The organism is Hydrogenibacillus sp. N12 (assembly GCF_019645935.1).
In the GTDB taxonomy this organism is placed as follows: Bacteria; Bacillota; Bacilli; order Thermicanales; family DSM-22653; genus Hydrogenibacillus; species Hydrogenibacillus schlegelii.
Genome location: NZ_CP080953.1, coordinates 2,197,634 through 2,214,057, shown reverse-complemented (window position 1 = coordinate 2,214,057; position 16,424 = coordinate 2,197,634). Strand labels below are relative to the sequence as shown.

The following is a 16,424-nucleotide window of genomic DNA, read 5'->3' as shown; positions in this document are numbered from 1 at the left end:
GCGGATCGGGCGTCGGCCGCTCGGCCGGCTTCCTTCGGCGCGCAGGCACGGAAAGGGGAGGACGATGGCGACGGTGCTTGTCGTCGACGACGATCCGAACATTCGCGCGATGCTCCTTCGGGCGCTCCGGTATGAAGGATACGATGTCACGGCGGCCGACGGCGCCGAGGCGGCCCGGGCGGCGTTTGCCCGCGGCGGCTTCGACGCGATCCTCCTCGACGTCCGGCTGCCGGACGGCGACGGATTTCGGCTCCTGGAAGCGTTCCGCCGGAGCGATCCGGCGGTGCCGATCCTCATGCTCACCGCTCGGGACGACGTCGAATCGCGCGTCCGGGGGCTCGATCTCGGCGCCGACGACTATGTGCCGAAGCCGTTTCACCTGTCGGAGCTCCTCGCCCGGCTCCGGGCGCAGCTTCGGCGCCGGGCGGTGCTGGCGAAAGGCGGGGTGCTCCGCTACGCCGACGTCGAGGTCGATCTCGGCGCCCGGAAGGCGAGTCGGGGCGGCCGGCCGATTCCGGTCACGGGCAAGGCGTTCGAGCTCCTCGTCTATTTTCTCGAGCATCCGGAGCAGGTGCTCGCCAAAGAGGCGATTCTCGCCCGCCTGTGGGGCCCGGAGGCGGACACCGGGCCGAACGCCGTCGAGGTGTACGTCGCCCAGCTCCGGCAGAAGCTCGAAGAGGGCGGCCGGCCGCGGCTCATCCACACCGTCCGAGGGGTCGGATACGTGCTTCGGGAGGACGGGCGATGACGCTCCGGGGGCGGCTCGTGCTCGCGCTGTCGCTTTCGCTGGCAGCGCTTTTTGCCGCCGTCGGCGGCGGGCTGTACTTGTTTTTCTCCGCCCGGGAGGAGGCGGCGGTCGACGACGGCCTCCGGCGGACGGCGGCCGAGGTCCTCCGGTCGGTCCGAATCGAAGAGCCGCTCTTTTTCCCGTGGCAGGAAGTCGTCCTGCCGGACGTCGACGTTTTTACTTTTCCCAACACGTTGCTGGAAATTTTAAGCCCCGACGGCCGGGTCGTCGCCCGTTCGTCGGCGCTTCAGGGCGTCCGGCTCCCGCTTCCGGCGCCGGCGTTTGAGGCGGCCCTGGCCGGGCGGACGGTGACGGCGACCGCCGCCGTCCGGGGGCACCGGGTTCGCCTGCTGGCGGCGCCCCTCGTCGCCCGGGGACAGGCGGTGGGGGTCCTCGTCGTCGCCAGCACGCTCGACCCCCTCGAGCGGACGCTCGCCAACCTCCGGCTGGTGCTCGGCGGGAGCTTGGTGTTTTTGGTCGCCCTCGCGGCGCTGGTGACGTCGGCGGTGATCCGCCGGGAACTCCGCCCGCTGGAGGCCCTCGTGGCGACGGTCGCCGACATCGAAAGCGGCCGGGACTTAAGTCGCCGAGTGCCGAAGGGCGGGGCGCCGGCGGAGCTCGGGCGGCTCATCGATCAGCTGAACGCCATGCTCGGGCGGCTGGAGGCGGCGTACGAAGCGCTGGCGGCGGCCCTCAAGGCGCAGCAGCGCTTTGTCGCCGACGCATCCCACGAGCTTCGGACGCCCCTTACGGCGATGCGGGGCAATCTGGAGCTCCTTGAGCGGATGCTCGCGGCGGGGACGCCCGTTTCGGACGTCCGGGACGTCGTGCGCGATCTTCGGGACGATGTGGAGCGGATGATCGCCCTCGCCGAGCGGCTTCTCGCCCTCGCCCGGGCCGACGCCGACCGCCGGGAGGCGATGGAGCCCTTCGCGGTCGGTCCGTGGCTCGCCGCCCTCATCGAGCGCCTCCGGCGCCGCTACGGCGCCGGAAAGCCCGCCGTGGCGGTGGAATTCGACTGCCCGGCGGCCGGGACGGCCCCCAGGGCGGAGGCCGAAGCGTCGGCGCGGACGGCGGACGGGCTCCTCCCGCCGGAATCCGAGGGGGCGGCGGGCCGGCTTCGCGGGCGTCCGGACGCCCTGGCGTCGGCGGTGGAGCTCCTCCTCGAAAACGCGCTCAAGTACACCGACCGGGGCCGGGTGCGGATCGTCTGCCGGGCGGCCGGCGGGCGACTCGTTTTTCGGGTGGAAGATACGGGCATCGGCATCTCGCCGGACGACATCCCGCACGTCTTCGAGCGGTTTTACCGGGGAAAAAACGCCCTCGACCGGCCGGGGACGGGGCTCGGCCTTGCCATCGTCCGGGCGGTCGCCCGGGCCCACGGCGGCGACGTAACGATCGAGAGCGCCCCGGGGCAGGGGACGGCGGTGACGCTCATGCTGCCGCTCGACGAAGCGGGCCCGCCGCCGGAGGCGCCGTCGGAGACGGCGCCGAAGGGGCCGCCCGGGCGGCACCGGCGCGATCCGGCGTAAGACGCGCACCGATCGCCCCCGACCCCGGAAGCGTCGCCGGCCCGCCCCCGGCGCAAACCGGGGTGAAGCCGGGGCGCCTTTTTCCGCCTCCGTCCTTATCGGTCGGCCCCGCTTTGCCCCGCCGCCGGGGCCAGGGCGTCGGCGAGCTCGGCGTAGGCTCGGACGATCGCCTCAAGCCCCCGGTCGAAAATCGCCAGGTCGAAATGTTCGTCGGGGGCGTGGATGTTGTCCGTCGCCAGGCCGAAGCCCATGAGGACGATCGGCGCGCCGAGGTGCCGCCGGAAGGGTTCGACGATCGGGATGGAGCCGCCCATCCGGACGAACGCCGCCGGCCGGCCGAAGGCCGCCTCGAGGGCCCGCGCCGCTGCCCGAATCGCCGGGTGGTCCGCCGGGGCGAGGTACGGCCGGCCGGTATCGAAGCGGCGGAGGTCGAGGACGACGCCCGGCGGCGCGTGGCGCCGGAGGTGGTCTTCGACGAGGTCGAGGATCCGCTCCGGGTCCTGGTCGGGGACGAGGCGGGCGCTCAGCTTGGCGCCGGCTTCGGCGGGGATGACGGTTTTGATCCCTTCGCCCTGAAAACCGCCGAAGAGGCCGTTCAGTTCCAGCGTCGGCCGGGCCCAGTTCCGCTCGAGGGGCGTAAAGCCCGCTTCGCCGAACAGGGCCGGAACGCCGAGCTCCGCCCGGAGAGCGTCCGCCGTCGGCGCCACGGCGGCGATCTCCGCCCGTTCGGACGGGGGAAGCGGCCGGACGTCGTCGTAAAAGCCCGGCACGGCGACCCGGCCGTCGGCGTCGTGGAGCGTCGCGAGCAGGCGGACGAGGGCCTGCAGCGGATTGTGGACGATGCCGCCGTAGAGGCCGGAGTGGAGGTCGCTTTTTGGCCCCCGGACCCGGACTTCGAGGGCGGCCAGCCCGCGAAGGCCGACGGTGATCGCCGGTCGATCCGGCCCGAGCATCGTCGTGTCGGAGATGAGGACGGCGTCGGCGGCGAGTTCATGCCGGTGAGCCGCGAGGTACGGCTCGAGGTGGGGGCTTCCGATCTCTTCTTCGCCTTCGATGAGGACCTTGACGTTGAGCGGCAGCCGCCCCCAGGCGTCCCGGTACGCCCGGAAGACGGCAAGGTGCATCCAGACCGGGCCTTTGTCGTCGCTTGCGCCGCGGGCGTAGATCCGGCCGTCCCGGATCGCCGGGGCAAACGGCGGCGTCGTCCAGCGGTCTTCCGGGTCGACCGGCTGGACGTCGTAGTGGCCGTAGAAGAGGACCGTCGGAAGAAGCGGGTCGACGACGGACGAGGCGACGACGAGCGGGTGTCCCGCCGTCGGCTCCACCCGGGCGTCGGCAAAGCCGGCCTCCCGGAGGGCGTCGGCGAGAAAGGCCGCCGTCCGGCCGACGTCGGCTTTGTGCGCGGAAAGGGCGCTTACGCTCGGCAGGGCGAGAAACCGGAAGAGCCCGTCCAGGATGGCGTCCCGTTCCCGGCGGACGGCTTCCAGGACGGCGTTCAGCGGTGGGGTGGGCATGTTCGGACTCCTTTCGGCGAAAGCGTTCAGGTCGGGGCGCGTCCTTCCCGCCTCCGATCAGACGTTTCGCCGGTCGAGCGCCGCCCCCGGCTCGACCGGCGCCCCGGGCGCGGACGGTTCGGCGCCCCGGGCGTAAAACGCCGCCCGAAACCGTTCCCCGAGGGCTTTGGCCCGCCGGTCGGCGGCTTCGATCGCCGCCTCGACGAGCCGGAAAAACCCGCCGGCGTCTAAGACGTCGATCGCCGCTTCCGTCGTCCCGCCGGGCGACATGATCTTTTTTCGCAACCCCTCCGGCGCTTCCGGAACCGCCGCCAGCATCGCGCCGGCGCCGATCACCGTCTCCCGGGCGAGGCGGGCCGAAAGCTCCGGCGAAAGGCCGACGGCCGCCCCGGCGGCCGTCATCGCTTCGAGGAGGTAGTAGACGTACGCCGGGCCGCTTCCGGCGAGGGCGGTGACGGCGTCGAGGGCCGGCTCGTCGACTTCGACGACGGTGCCGACGGCCTCAAACAGGCGGACGGCCGCCCGGCGCCACGCCGGCGGGACGCCGGCCTCAAAGCTGATCGCGGTGACGGCCTTCCGGACGACGACGGAGGTGTTCGTCATCGCCCGGGCGAGGGGCGGGGTCGGCCCCAGGGCCGAGCGGAGCGCCGCGAGGGGGATGCCGGCGGCGACGGAAACGGCGAGGGGCGCCCGGGCGAAGAGGGTCCGGTGTTCCCGTAGGGCTTCGGCGGCGTCGGCAGGCTTGACCGCAAGCACGACGAGCCCCGCTGGAAAGGCGGCGGTGTCCCGCCCGGCGTGGACGCCGAACCGCCGGCGGAAGTGTTCCAGCCGCCCGTCGTCGGCGCGGTTCGTGACGTAGATCGCGGTCGGATCGGCGCCGGCAGCCAGGAGTCCGGCGACGAGCGCTTCGCTCACGGCGCCGGCGCCGAGAAAGATGAGGGGCGAATGGGCCCCGGCAGTCTCGGCATCGGTCGGCTCGGTCCGCACAGGGGGTCCTCCTTTCTTTTTTCACATTTTAACGGTTCCCGCCTATTTTGCCAAAGCCTTTCGCCGCCGTCCTTCGCCGGCGCCTTTCTCGGAGGCTTTTTGCCGGCCTCTTCCACCGCCGCCGGTCCACCACCGTTTTTCGACGCCGCCGGCTGCCGAGGCCGTTCTTAGGGAGAGTCTGCCGGCCCCGTCCGGATTGACAACCTTTTCCAGGTCCGGCCGGCTTCTTTTCTGGTATCCTCGAGCCGGCAGCGGTCAAAAAAACCTCGGACGGGAGGGAGCGCATGTCCATCGGACCTGCCCGCACCGCCCGGGCGGTGCGGGCGATCGCCGTCTTCGCCTTCGGGGGAATCGTCGCCCTCGCCGCCCTCTTCGGCGCGTTCCCGTCCCCTGCGGCCGCCGCGCCGGCGGGGACGGCCGGCGCTATGGCGGACAGGCCTTCCGGCGCTTCGGCCGCCCCGGCCGCGCCGTCTGCCGGAACCGCCGCTTCGTCCGTTCCGGCCGCGCCGTCCGCCGGGGCCGCCACACCGTCCGCCGCGGCCGCCGCCCCGGCGGCGGTGCCGCTCCGGTTCGTCCTCGCGGAGAAGGCGCAGGCGTACCTCGGCGTGCCGTACCGCTTCGGCGCGACGTACGACCGCGACGGGAGCGGCGCGTTTGACTGCAGCGCGTTTGTGCAGCGGGCCTACGCCGACGTCGGCATCGCCATCCCGCGGACGACGGCGAAGCAGGCGGCATTCGGCCGGCCGGTGGCCAAATCGCAGCTTTTGATCGGCGACCTCGTCTTTTTCACGACGCGCAAGGACCGCAAGATGAACCACGTCGGCCTGTACATCGGCCGGGGTCGCTTCATCCACGCCTCGCCGGCCGGCGGCCGCGGCGTGCAGATCTCGTCGCTTACGAGCGGCTACTGGAAAGACGCTTTCCTCTACGCCCGCCGGATCGACGCCGTGTTTCGCGCCCAGGCGCAGAGGTAAAACAGCGGCCGGAGGTGGCTCAGCCGGTACGCCGCCCGGTCGCCCAGGAGGCGGAAAAGCTCCCGCCCCGGCTTCGTGTTCGCCTCGACGATGAAAAGGCGGCCCTCCGGGTCGATGACGACGTCCAGCCCCACTTCGACGAGGGGGCCGAGGCCGGCTTCCAGCGCTTCGGCCGCCGCGGTGGCGAGACGGAAGAGGTCGCCCTGAAGCGTTTCGGCGCGGGCGGCGGAAAACCGCCGCACCCGAAGGAGATAGGCGTTCAGGGGAAGGGCCCGGCCGCCCCAGGCGAGGTTGGTGACGAACCGGCGGCGGTCGTTGGTCCGCACGCCGGCGCCCGTCGGCCGGAAGACGCCGTCGGGCGTTTTTTGGACGAGCACCCGGACGTCGTAGACGCGGTCTCCGACGGCGTGGGGGATGTAGCGCTGGAGAAGATGCCTCCCCGGCGGAAGGGCCCCGAGCGCCCGGCGGAGCGCCGAAGGCGGGGTGTCGCGGGGGATGCGGACGACGCCCCGGCCGCCGGTCCCGGCGCGGGGTTTGATGACGACGTCGCCGCCGGCGAGGAGCGCCTCGGCCGACGCTCTCGCCTCGGCGTCCCCCGTCCAGAGGATCGTCTCCGGAAGATGCGGCGCAAGCGGCGAGGCCCGGAGGATGCGATCGAGGCGCCACTTTTCGCTCCCGCCGCGGGACGGACTCGGCCAGCGGCCCGCCTTGCGGGCGGCGAGGTAGCGCCGGAAGGCATCGGTCGGTTGGGTCCGGACGAAGTCGTACACCGCCTCCGGCATCGGGATCGTCGCCCGGCGAACGGATCGCCCGGAAAAGAGGACGGCGCGGACCGTGCCGTCGGGACGGAGATCGTCCGGGGTAAAGGCGACGACGGCGATGCCGAACGGCCGGCCGAAGTCCGCGAGGCGCCGGGCAAAGGCGAGCGACGCCAGGGCCGAGGGGGCCGCGTCGGCCGGGGGGATCGGAGGGCCGGGCGGCGTCGGAACAAGGCCGCCGGCCTCGTCCCGGGCCCGGCGCAAGGTCAGAAAACCGAGATGGCACATCGTCGGGCCTCCTCCGGATCGACCCGGCCGCCGCCGACGATCACCGTCGGGGGGAGGTCGTCGGCCGCCGGCGGGGAGACCAACAGGGGCGTAAGGCCGGCGGCCCGGGCGGCGGCGAGGCTCGGGCCGTTGTCGGCGCGGATCCGACCGTAGAGTTTTCCGAGATCCCGTAAGGCAGCGGCGAGGAGCGCTCGGCCGAGGCCCCGGTTCCGGCGGCTTCGGTGCACGACGAGAAGGGAGGCCGCGAGGCCGTAGTCCAAGGCGGCCAGGACGCCGATCAGCCGCCCGCCGGAGCCTTCGCCGGGCCGGGGCTCGAGGGCCACGTAGACGGCAGTGCCGGGGGCGAGCCAGGCTTCCGGAGCGGTCCGGGCGATCCGGCGGAGGGCGGCGGCGGTGATCCGCCGCTCGCCGTGCCGGCGGATGAAGCGAAGGAGCGCCCGGCGCCGGCGAAGGACGTCGGGCGGCGCGAGGCGGCGAAGGCGGATCACGGTCGCGCCTCCCCGGGCGGGACGGTTTTGACCGGCCCCTCCGGCGGGCGGCCGTCGCCCCTGGCCGCGGCGTCCGCCTCGGCGCCATTCGGCCGGCGCCCGCTTCCGGCCGAAGCGCGGGGGCCGCCGCCTCCCGGCCCTCTCGGCCCGCCGCCCGGGCGATGGGCCCGGCCGGCAGCCGCAAAGTGCCGCACCGTGTCAAAAAACGCCGTCCGCCACCGGCGCTCGATCGCCGTTTCGTCAAACGCCATCGGCTTCGCGTTGGCTTCGAGCAGCCACGGCTCGCCGTCCTCCGCCAATGCGAAGTCGAACGAAAGCTCGCCGAGGCGGAGACCGAACGTCCGATCGAGGGCTTCGGCGGCGATGAGCGCCTGAAAACGCGTTCGCTCCACAATCCGGGCCGCCTCCGCCGGAGAAAAGAGCGTTTCGAGAAGCGGCCGAACGGGAGCGATCCGACCGCCCCGGGGAACGTGGGTCGTCGGGGCGCCGGGCCGGCCGACGCGGGCGCCGATGCCGGTGAGGCGGAAGCGCCCGCCGGATCTTTTTTGCACGAGCACCCGGAGGTCGACGGCGGCCCCATCGAGGAACACCCGCCGGACGGCCCGCTGAAGGAGCATCGGCCGCCGCCGGGCTTCTTGAAAGAGGGCTTGGGCCAGCGCGCCGGCGTCGGCATAGCGCCGGCGGGTCTTTGTCCCGACGACCCAAAACGTTCCGCCGTCTTCCCGGACGAAGGCGACGCCGTCGCCCATCCGGCCGGAGACGGGCTTGACGTAAAACGGCCCGCCGATCCAGCGCCGGACGTCTTCCGGCGCCGTGAGGCGTTCCGTATGGGGCAGGTGAAGGCGCGGCCGGAGCGGGGCGAAGCGGACGTACTGGGTCCATTTATCGATGAAGCGCGGATTGAACACGGCGCCGCCGGTGAGGACCGAAAGTTCCGCCAAAAGCCGCCGGTGTTTGGCTTCGAGCTCCGGCGTCGGCAGGCGGTTGTAGATGACGTCGAAGGCGGAGAGGGTGACCCGCTTGGGGTCGCCGTCCAAAAAGAGCGGCACCGCCTGATAGGTCCGCCGATCGACGTCGATCCATTCCGGAAGGACGGCGTACACGAAGATGTTTTCCTGAAGCCCGTGCCGGGCCAGCCGCCTGTAGCGGCCGCCGGAGCGAAACGCTCGGGCGCCGGACGGCGCCGCCGTGAGGATGCCGACGGTGAGTGCCGGCTTCACGCGGGTCCCTCCTTTTTCTCCCCCGAAGCGCCGGCGGGAAAGCCGGCCAGTCGGATGAGGGCGGCGATGAGCTTGAGCCGCCGGAGGCGAACGAGGTGCCGGTCGCGGCCGAAGGCCGCCTGGCCGGGTTTGGCGTTCGCCTCAAACAGCCACAGGCGGCCGTCTTCGTCGACGCCGAGATCGAGGCCGAGTTCGATGAGCGGCTGTCCGGTGGCGTGCTCCAGCTTTTCCGCGACGGCGCGGCCGAACTGAAGGAGGGCCAGCCTTAAGCCCACGGCCTGCTCGCCGAAGTGCCGGCCGAGGACCGCTCCGGCGTCGTCCAGCCGGCCGCCGTACGCGAGGTGGGTCGTGACGCCGGCTTCCCCGGCGACCTTGGCCGCCAGCACGATCGGATGCCAGCGGCCGTCTTCGCCTTTGGCGAGGTGCAGCCGGAAGTCGACCGGCCGGCCGCCTTCGGCGATGAGGGGGATGCCCTGCTGGGCGATATACGATCGAAGCCGCCCGGGGGGAAAGGCCTGTCGCAAAAAGCGCCGGAGCGACGTCACCCGCCGAAGGCGGGGCCGCCCGCCGAGGTAAAACCGGGCGACGATCTCCGGCCCGTCGCGGTCGAGGCGGATGATGCCGCGCCCTTTGGCCCCTTCGGCGGGTTTCAGGTAGACCCGTCGGTGTCGGGCGAGGAGATCGGCGACGTCGGCTTCATCCGGGGCGAGAATCGTCTCCGGGAGGTTCGGGCGGATTTCCGGGTAGGCGATGAGGTCGAGATAGACGTCCCATTTGTGAAAGTACGAGGCGTTGACGATCGGTGCCCGGCTCAAGGCATACCAGCGGTCGATGATCCCTTCCCGTTCGAGCTTTTGCTCCAGGCGGCGGGAGGGGATTTTGTTGTAGACGACGTCCGGAAGCGGCACCGCCGCCGGCCGGGGTCCGCGTTCGGTCCAGACGAGGGCCGGGACCCGAAGCCGCGCCCAGTCGACGTCCCGGAGATCGAAGACGGCAAACGGGACGTCCGGCCGAAGGCGGGCGAAGGCTTCGAGGAGGGCCCGCTTTCGTCGCGCCGGTCCGGCGGTGGCGATGCCGATGAGCGGCCCGAAGCGCAGGGTGCCGCCGTCCCGGAGGGCGAACAGCCGGGCGCCCGGCCAGAGGCCGAGGGTGCCGAGGAGGTCCGGGCTCGCCGCCACGACCCGGCGGGCGCCGGGGCCGCGAAGGCGTTTCAGTTCGGCGACGGCGGCGGCGTGGCCGAAGCGGACGACGACCGTCCGTTCCGTGCCGTCGGGGAGGGCGGCCGGCGGAAGGGCGAGCCAGAGGTCCGGACCGGCCGCCGGGCGGACGACGAAGGGACCGAACGGCGCTGAGTCCTGGGGCATCGAGCGATCGCCTTCTTTCTTGCTGCAAGATCATCCCATAGGCTCATCGGGCGGCGTGGGCCGGGCCTCGCCGTCCTCCGGCGGGCGGCCGGCGCTCCGGGCGAACCGGACGAGGGCCGTCCGGAGAAGCGCCTCGGCGGCTTTCTCATATCGGGCGGGGCCGTACGCCTGAAGGAGGCCCGCCCGCCCGGGCTTGCCGTTTACCTCGAGCAGCCAGAGGCGCCCTTCCCGATCGAGGCCGACGTCGAGGCCGAGCTCGATCCGGCCCGGATCGCCGGAAAAGACATCGGCGACCGCCCGGGCGAGGCGGGTGAGGGCCGGCCGCAAGGAAAGGAGCTCCGGCCGCCCGAGGCGCCGGGCAGCGGCGTCCGGGGGAAGCGCCGCGCCGCCCAGCTTGAGGTTCGACGCCACGTCCCCCGGCCGGCCGAGGCGGACGTAGTCGTCGACGCGGATCCGCTCCCCGCCGCCGGCGGTCTCCCACTGAACGAGGAGGCGGAGGTCAAACGGCTCGCCGCCGGCGTCGGTCAGCGAAAGCCGCTCCTGGACGATCGCCCGCCCGAGGGACGGCGCAAGAAACGCAAAAAGCGCCGCCCGGTCGGAAAAGGTCCGAACGACCGGCCGGAGCCGACCGTCCCGCCCTCGCGCCCGGTAAGGGGGCACAAGCCGGAGGGCGACGACGCCGGCGCCGAAGGCGCCGGCGCGGGGCTTGACGACGACCTCCGGAACGCCGAGGGCGAAGACGTCTTCCGGAGCGTCGAGGCGCCGCTGGGCCGGAAGGTGCGGCCGGAGGGCGGGATGGCGGTTAAGCCGGACGTACTGGCCCCATTTGTCCGGAAGCGGCCGACCGATGACGAAGGCGCCGGCGGCCGCGAGCGCCGCCCGAAGGCGCCGGCCGTCTCCCCGCCGGCCGCCGGGACACGGTCCGGTCCGGTCGTAGACGAGGGCGCCCCGAAGCTCCGAAAGCTGCCGGAAGACGTCCGGCCCGGCGAGGCGTTCCGCCTTAAGGCCCAGCTTCCGGGCCGCCGCGAGGACCGCCGCGGCGTAGCGCGGCTCGGCGATCCCCGCCGGACCGGCGTCGGGACAAGGCGTGTACAGAAAGAAGAAGCGCATGGCCGCCGACCGCCTCCTTTCGACGTCGGTTCCGGCGCCCGGCCGCCGGAAATCGATCGATCGTCCGCGGTCATCCCGGGAAGCGCCCGGCCCACTCGGGGACGGGCCCCGGTCGCGGTCGGCGCCGGCGTTTCGCCGCGCCGGGCGCTCCGGTCTTAGGGCGGTCCGGCGGGCGTCCACCAGCGGACGAACGCCCGGGCCAGGGCGCGGGCGCTCGGCCGGATGCCGCCGCCGCCCGGGCCGCGTTTAGACGGCTTGGCGTTCACCTCGATGATCCAGAGACGCCCGGCGGCATCGAGGCCGATGTCGACGCCGAGCTCGAGCAAAGGTCCGGCCTCCGCCGTTCGTCGCTGAAGCCACCGGGCCGCCTCCCGGGCGAGGCGCTTCATCGCCGAAAGGGCGGGCACCGGCTGGCCTTCCGCCAGGCGCCGTAAGGCCTCGGCCGCCGGCAGGAGGATGCCCGCCTGCGCCAGGTTGGTCAGGAAATGGCCGGGCGGTCCGAGGCGGGCGACCGCCGAAACGACCCGAAACGTTCCCGGCGCCTCCTGCACGACGAGGAGGCGAAAATCGACCGGTCGACCGTCGAGGCGGGCCAGCCGGAGATCCGGCTGGATGACGTACCGCCGCTCTCCCTTCCGGCGCCGGAGGAAACGGGTCAGGGCGGCCGGCGGAACGCGGACGCCGAGAAGAGGGGAGCGGGCGGAAAAGGCGATCGCTTCGTCTCCCCGCCGCTCGAGGCGCCAGATGCCCCGCCCTTCGGAACCGTATTCCGGTTTGACAAACCACGCCACGGCCGGGCGCCCGGCGGCGGGCGCTTCCCCGGCAAAAGCCCCCCCGGGCCCGCCGATGTCCGACGGAGGCGTTTCCGCCGCGGCACGGGGCCCCCCGGGTTTCGCGCCGGCCGGATCGCCTTCGGCGTCCCCTTGGTCGGGCGAAACGCCGACGGGAACGCCGGATACGGCCACGCCGCCGGCCGCCTCGCCGCTTTCGGAATCGCCGCCGGCGACCTCTTCGCCGGCGTCCGGCGGCCCCGCTTCCGCGGCCCCAGGGGCGCCTGAAAGCGGAAAACCGCCGGCTTCCGGCCTGAGGAGCGCCGTCGGCGGCAGATGGCGGCTGAGAGGGGTATCGGAAAGCGCTTCGTAGACGGCCCATTTGCTCAAAAACCGGGTGTGAAACACGATCGCGCCCCGCGCCCGCCACGCCGCCGTCCAGCGGTCGGCCACCGCCCGCTCCGCCCGGCGCGAGCGAAGGCGCGGCACGATGGCGTTGGGCGGCGGCCGCCGGCCGTAGCGCCACCCGGCGGGGGTGAGCGCCCAGCCGGACGCGGCCGGCGCGCCGGGGTCGAGGGCGTCCGGCTCCGTCAGATAGACGAAGGCGCCGACCGCCTGGGCCGCCCGGGCGAGCTCGACGAAAAAGGGGGCCCGAGGGTCGTCTTCCGGCCGCGTCCGGCCGTCGGTGACGACGGCGACGACCGGGCCGGCGAAAAGGAGGGAGCCCGAACGGGCGAGGGTCAGGATCGACGGCTCGGTCCACGCCAACGCTTCCGCCACCGCCGGGGCGAGCCGGAGGGCGGCCGCCTCCTCGGGTTCGCCGGCCGGGGAAGGGGCGGTTTCTTGGCCGAGGCAGGTGACGGGGATCGGCAGGGTGCCGCCGATGGCGAGCGCCTTCGGCGGTTCGGCGGCCGGCGGGCCGGGGCGCCTTCGGGCACCTCCGGGCAGGACGAGGCAGGCAAAGCCGGAGGGCAGGGCAGGGTCGACGAGCACGCGTGCGCGCAGACGGTCCACCGGCATCCCCACTTCCTGTCATCGCCTTGGCATCGTATGCACCGGCCGGTGGGCCGGTGCCGGCGGTCGATCGGTTTACGGGGGGGCGTCGGTTCCGGTACAATAGCCGTAAGGCCGGCCCTCATTCGGAGCGTCGGCAGCGAGGGCCTCCCGCCCTCCCGCCTGCTCAAAAAGGAGGTCTCCCCGATGGAAATCCGTTACCACGGCCATGCGACGGTGGAGCTCGTCATCGGCGCCACCCGGGTGTGGATCGACCCCTTCCTCACGGGCAACCCGCTGGCGGACGTCGCCGTCGAGGCAGCCGAAGCCGACTACATCCTCCTCACCCACGGCCACAGCGACCATACCGCCGACGTCCTGGCGCTGGCGAAAAAGCGCGGCGCGACCGTCGTGGCGACGTACGAGCTGGCGAGCCTCTTCGGCGCCCAAGGCGTCGAGATTCATCCGATGAACCTGGGCGGCGCGCACCGCTTTCCGTTCGGCACCGTCCGCCTGGTGCCGGCGTTTCACAGCTCGTCGGTCGAGGGGCCGGACGGCCGTCCGGTGTATGCCGGTATGCCGGCAGGGCTCATCGTCGAAGCCGAAGGGAAGACGCTCTACCACGCCGGCGACACGGCGCTTTTCGGCGACATGAAACTCCTCGGCGAGCTGTACCGGCCGGATGTCGCCTTTTTGCCGATCGGCGACAACTTCACGATGGGCCCGACGGAGGCGGTCGTCGCCGCCGAATGGCTCGGCAAGCCGCTCGTCGTCCCGATCCACTACAACACCTTCCCCGTCATCCGGCAGGATGCGGACGCCTTCATCCGGCTCCTCGCCGAACGGGGGATTGAAGGGCGGGCCCTCCGTCCGGGCGAGCAAATCACCTTGTAAATTTGGCCTGTCCGAATTTTGGCCCGTCCTATCCGCGCCGCCGCCGGCATACGCTGGCGAAAGGCGGCCCGGCGTCTTCCCTGGCGCCGGTCCGCCGTCTTTTCCCGCGTCGGAAAGGAGGAAGCGGCGGTGCGAACGTGGACGACGGTCAAAGGGGCGTTCGTCGGGCTCCTCATCCTCGCGTGGGCCGGGTTTTCCGGCATCTGGCAGGCGACTCCCCGGGGTCGGGGGTTTGCCGTGCTCTGGCTGGCGGTGGCACTTTTGGCCCTCGGCGGCCACTTCGTTGCCGTCCGCCGGGACGCTGCCGTCCGGGAAGCCCGGGCCCGCCTCAAGGCCGCCCGCGCGGCGATGAAGCGGCGGCCGGCCCCCGCCGGCGTCCGCCGGTCGGGGGGATGACGAAGCGGCGGAGGCAGCGATGGCGACCAAGCACGTGCAGATTTTAAAGTACATTGAAGACCTGCCGGTCGGGGAAAAAATCTCCGTCCGGCAGGTCGCTCGAGCCCTCGGCGTGAGCGAGGGGACGGCCTACCGGGCGATCAAAGAGGCGGAGTCCCTCGGCCTGGTCAGCACGATCGAACGGGTCGGGACGATCCGCATCGAAAAAAAGCGCCGCGAGACGATGGAGATGCTCACCTTCGCCGAGGTCGTCTCCATCGTCGACGGCGTCGTCCTGGGCGGCCGGGAAGGGCTGCACAAGCGGCTCAACAAATTCGTCATCGGCGCGATGAAGCTCGACGACATGATGAAATACGTCGAGCCGGGGAACTTGCTCATCGTCGGCAACCGCGACGAGGCGCACCGGATGGCCCTGCTCGCCGGGGCGGCGGTGCTCATCACCGGCGGTTTTGACGCCAAGGAGCAGACGAAGCGGCTCGCGGACGAGCTCAAGCTCCCCCTCATCTCGTGCTCGTACGACACGTTCACCGTCGCGTCGATGATCAACCGGGCGATCTACGACAATCTGATCAAAAAAGAGATCCTGCGGGTCGAAGACGTGATGATCCCCCGGGATCGGACGATCTACGTGTCGCTTTCGGACGACGCGGGGGCGGTCATGCGCCTGTCGCAGGAGACGGGGCACCATCATTTTCCCGTCGTCGACGCTGACGGCGTCGTCCACGGCGTCGTCTCGTCGCGGGATGTGATCGGCCGCGATCCGGCGACGCCCCTTCGGGAGATCGTCCGGCCGGAGGTGACGTGCGCCCGGCCCCACTACACGCTCGCCGCTTCCGCCCACGCGATGGTCTGGGACGGGATCCACCTGATGCCGGTCGTCGACGGCGAGCGCCGCCTCGTCGGCGTCCTCACGCGAAAGGACGTCCTGAAGGCGATGCAGACGCTCCAGAAGCAGCCGCAGGTCGGCGATACGTTCGACGACCTGATGTTTGCCCACCTGAGCGACGAGTCGTTCGGCCGGGCCGAAGCCCGGTTTTCCGCCCGCATCGTGCCGCAGATGTCGAACCGGTTCGGCGTGCTCTCGAACGGCGTCCTCACGAACCTCATCCTCGAGGCGGCCCGCCGGGCCCTCAAAGGGGCCTTCCGCGGCGACTACGAAATCGAAGATGCCCACGTCTTCTACCTCCGGCCGATCTCGATCGACGGCCGGATCGACATCGCCGTGGCCTTCATCGATGCCGGCCGGAAGACGGTGCAGCTCGAGGCGGACGTCCAGGCCGAAGGCCGGCGGGCCGCCAAGGCGTACGTCCGGGCCCACCTCTGGGAAGGGTGAGCGCTCCGGTGCTCCGGCGTCACGGCCCTTCTTTTTGTTCGACGGCGACGTAGAGGACGAGCGTCGGCGCGACGATGAGCCCCTTCAGGCGGACGACGTACGTCCGGCCGTCGACGTCGACCGCCCGCCGGTCGAACGCCCGGAAGAGGACGTCGCCGGCGTCGGCGACGTCGGCGATGCTTTTGCCGATGAGGAAGCGGGCGTCGGCGAGGAGGTGCCGGCGGAGCGCCTGCTCGACCCGGGCGCTCTCGAGGGGCTCGAGGCGGATGGCGACGTCCTTGACCCGCACCCGCCGATCCCAGGCGCCGTTTTCGGCCTCCTCCTTGGCGAGCCGCTCGGCGAGATGGGCGTTTTCGGTGATCAGCCGGGCCCGTTCCAGGGTGAGGCGGTTCAGCTCACCGCCGACTTCGAGGAGCATGAACAGAGCGCCGACGAGGAGGCCGAGGACGAAGGCGGTCAGCATGCGCCGCTCCTCCGCCGTCGGCCGTCGGGGCAAAAGCACCGCCACTCCTTCCTTTCCGAACCCGTTTCCAAATCCGTTCCGACGCTTCCGAATCCGTTTCGAGGCCGTCCCCATCCGGTTCCGTGCTCTCGCTCGCTGCTTTCCTCCACCCCGGACCCCTTCGAGTCCGCCCGCGCCCGCGCTAGCGGCGGTCGACGGCGGCGAGGAGGAGGGCGGCGGCGGCCTGGGCGCCGAGGAGGGCGCTGGCGAGGTAAAAGAGCTGCTTGACGAGGGACGACGGCTGGCCGCCCAAAAACCCCTCTTCGATCCCGCGGAGGGCGGTGAACGCCCCGCCGATCGCCGCGATGACGGCCCAGAGCTTGAGCTCGCCGGCGACTTCTTTCATCAGTTCAAACGGCGCCTGCCGGGTGAGGACGCCGGCGAGGCCGGCGAACAGGCTTCCGCCCAGCGTGATGCCGAAGGCGATGAAAAAGACGGTGATCAGGCGGCTCACGGCGCGCGCCTCCTTTCGGGCGCCGGACGTCGTTTCATCCGTATGCAGGCCGGTCCCTGC

Annotated in this window: 16 protein-coding genes; 6 read left to right on the top strand and 10 right to left on the bottom strand. The window is 72.0% G+C overall.

Annotated features, from left to right (window positions below; translation table 11 throughout):
• The first annotated feature begins 64 nt into the window (after positions 1 to 64).
• Together K2M58_RS10365 and K2M58_RS10360 are read left to right on the top strand one after the other, a co-directional pair.
• On the top strand, positions 65 to 748 hold the full coding sequence (locus K2M58_RS10365) for a response regulator transcription factor (RefSeq protein WP_066203450.1): 684 nt from the start codon (positions 65 to 67) through the stop codon (positions 746 to 748).
• A complete protein-coding gene (locus K2M58_RS10360; RefSeq protein ID WP_220677483.1) occupies positions 745 to 2,319 on the top strand; it encodes a sensor histidine kinase in 1,575 nt (524 codons plus the stop codon). Before K2M58_RS10365 ends, K2M58_RS10360 begins: the two co-directional genes overlap by 4 nt.
• Before the next feature lie 95 nt (positions 2,320 to 2,414).
• Here the strand turns inward: K2M58_RS10360 and K2M58_RS10355 are convergent, their stop codons facing one another.
• The gene (locus K2M58_RS10355) at positions 2,415 to 3,833 is read right to left on the bottom strand and encodes a dipeptidase (protein ID WP_252393462.1); all 1,419 of its coding nucleotides are present in this window, start codon (positions 3,831 to 3,833) and stop codon (positions 2,415 to 2,417) included.
• Between the two features lie 57 nt (positions 3,834 to 3,890).
• Complete coding sequence (gene proC / locus K2M58_RS10350) at positions 3,891 to 4,820, bottom strand: pyrroline-5-carboxylate reductase (RefSeq protein WP_220677482.1); 930 nt, start codon at positions 4,818 to 4,820, stop codon at positions 3,891 to 3,893.
• Positions 4,821 to 5,104: 284 nt separating this feature from the next.
• Between proC and K2M58_RS10345 the strand changes: the two genes are divergently transcribed.
• A complete protein-coding gene (locus K2M58_RS10345) occupies positions 5,105 to 5,794 on the top strand; it encodes a C40 family peptidase (protein ID WP_220677481.1) in 690 nt (229 codons plus the stop codon).
• On the opposite strand, the gene K2M58_RS10340 is transcribed toward K2M58_RS10345, so the two are convergent.
• The 6 genes from K2M58_RS10340 to K2M58_RS10315 all read right to left on the bottom strand — a co-directional run bounded on the left by K2M58_RS10340 (position 5,746) and on the right by K2M58_RS10315 (position 12,806).
• Positions 5,746 to 6,840: a YheC/YheD family protein gene (locus K2M58_RS10340; protein WP_220677480.1), complete on the bottom strand. Its 1,095-nt coding sequence runs from the start codon at positions 6,838 to 6,840 to the stop codon at positions 5,746 to 5,748. The genes K2M58_RS10345 and K2M58_RS10340 overlap by 49 nt on opposite strands.
• Entirely contained in the window at positions 6,819 to 7,328 is a 510-nt protein-coding gene (locus K2M58_RS10335) for a GNAT family N-acetyltransferase (protein WP_220677479.1), read from the bottom strand. Before K2M58_RS10335 ends, K2M58_RS10340 begins: the two co-directional genes overlap by 22 nt.
• A complete protein-coding gene (locus K2M58_RS10330; RefSeq protein WP_220677478.1) occupies positions 7,325 to 8,548 on the bottom strand; it encodes a YheC/YheD family endospore coat-associated protein in 1,224 nt (407 codons plus the stop codon). Before K2M58_RS10330 ends, K2M58_RS10335 begins: the two co-directional genes overlap by 4 nt.
• Complete coding sequence (locus tag K2M58_RS10325) at positions 8,545 to 9,912, bottom strand: YheC/YheD family endospore coat-associated protein (RefSeq protein WP_220677477.1); 1,368 nt, start codon at positions 9,910 to 9,912, stop codon at positions 8,545 to 8,547. Before K2M58_RS10325 ends, K2M58_RS10330 begins: the two co-directional genes overlap by 4 nt.
• A 30-nt stretch (positions 9,913 to 9,942) precedes the next feature.
• On the bottom strand, positions 9,943 to 11,022 hold the full coding sequence (locus tag K2M58_RS10320) for a YheC/YheD family protein (protein WP_220677476.1): 1,080 nt from the start codon (positions 11,020 to 11,022) through the stop codon (positions 9,943 to 9,945).
• A gap of 155 nt (positions 11,023 to 11,177) precedes the next feature.
• Positions 11,178 to 12,806: a YheC/YheD family protein gene (locus K2M58_RS10315; protein ID WP_220677475.1), complete on the bottom strand. Its 1,629-nt coding sequence runs from the start codon at positions 12,804 to 12,806 to the stop codon at positions 11,178 to 11,180.
• A 186-nt stretch (positions 12,807 to 12,992) separates the two neighbouring features.
• On the opposite strand from K2M58_RS10315, the gene K2M58_RS10310 reads away from it, so the two are divergent.
• From K2M58_RS10310 to K2M58_RS10300, 3 genes are all read left to right on the top strand, one after another.
• The gene (locus K2M58_RS10310; RefSeq protein ID WP_220677474.1) at positions 12,993 to 13,679 is read left to right on the top strand and encodes a metal-dependent hydrolase; all 687 of its coding nucleotides are present in this window, start codon (positions 12,993 to 12,995) and stop codon (positions 13,677 to 13,679) included.
• A 129-nt stretch (positions 13,680 to 13,808) separates the two neighbouring features.
• Positions 13,809 to 14,075 carry a hypothetical protein gene (locus K2M58_RS10305; protein WP_220677473.1) on the top strand — a complete coding sequence of 89 codons (267 nt, stop codon included), beginning with the start codon at positions 13,809 to 13,811 and terminating at the stop codon, positions 14,073 to 14,075.
• 19 nt (positions 14,076 to 14,094) lie between these two features.
• A complete protein-coding gene (locus K2M58_RS10300; protein WP_220677472.1) occupies positions 14,095 to 15,408 on the top strand; it encodes a DRTGG domain-containing protein in 1,314 nt (437 codons plus the stop codon).
• A 19-nt stretch (positions 15,409 to 15,427) separates the two neighbouring features.
• Here K2M58_RS10300 and K2M58_RS10295 read toward each other — a convergent pair whose 3' ends face one another.
• Together K2M58_RS10295 and K2M58_RS10290 are read right to left on the bottom strand one after the other, a co-directional pair.
• Entirely contained in the window at positions 15,428 to 15,910 is a 483-nt protein-coding gene (locus K2M58_RS10295; protein WP_220677471.1) for a sporulation membrane protein YtrI, read from the bottom strand.
• A 142-nt stretch (positions 15,911 to 16,052) separates the two neighbouring features.
• Entirely contained in the window at positions 16,053 to 16,364 is a 312-nt protein-coding gene (locus K2M58_RS10290; RefSeq protein WP_066203492.1) for a YtrH family sporulation protein, read from the bottom strand.
• Between the last annotated feature and the right edge of the window lie 60 nt (positions 16,365 to 16,424).

Excerpts from the sequence above, each read along its gene's own strand:
- K2M58_RS10365 (WP_066203450.1), top strand. The coding sequence starts at position 65 with ATGGCGACGGTGCTTGTCGTCGACGACGATCCGAACATTCGCGCGATG.
- K2M58_RS10360 (WP_220677483.1), top strand. The coding sequence starts at position 745 with ATGACGCTCCGGGGGCGGCTCGTGCTCGCGCTGTCGCTTTCGCTGGCA.
- K2M58_RS10355 (WP_252393462.1), bottom strand. The coding sequence starts at position 3,833 with ATGCCCACCCCACCGCTGAACGCCGTCCTGGAAGCCGTCCGCCGGGAA.
- K2M58_RS10345 (WP_220677481.1), top strand. The coding sequence starts at position 5,105 with ATGTCCATCGGACCTGCCCGCACCGCCCGGGCGGTGCGGGCGATCGCC.
- K2M58_RS10340 (WP_220677480.1), bottom strand. The coding sequence starts at position 6,840 with ATGTGCCATCTCGGTTTTCTGACCTTGCGCCGGGCCCGGGACGAGGCC.
- K2M58_RS10325 (WP_220677477.1), bottom strand. The coding sequence starts at position 9,912 with ATGCCCCAGGACTCAGCGCCGTTCGGTCCCTTCGTCGTCCGCCCGGCG.
- K2M58_RS10320 (WP_220677476.1), bottom strand. The coding sequence starts at position 11,022 with ATGCGCTTCTTCTTTCTGTACACGCCTTGTCCCGACGCCGGTCCGGCG.
- K2M58_RS10310 (WP_220677474.1), top strand. The coding sequence starts at position 12,993 with ATGGAAATCCGTTACCACGGCCATGCGACGGTGGAGCTCGTCATCGGC.
- K2M58_RS10300 (WP_220677472.1), top strand. The coding sequence starts at position 14,095 with ATGGCGACCAAGCACGTGCAGATTTTAAAGTACATTGAAGACCTGCCG.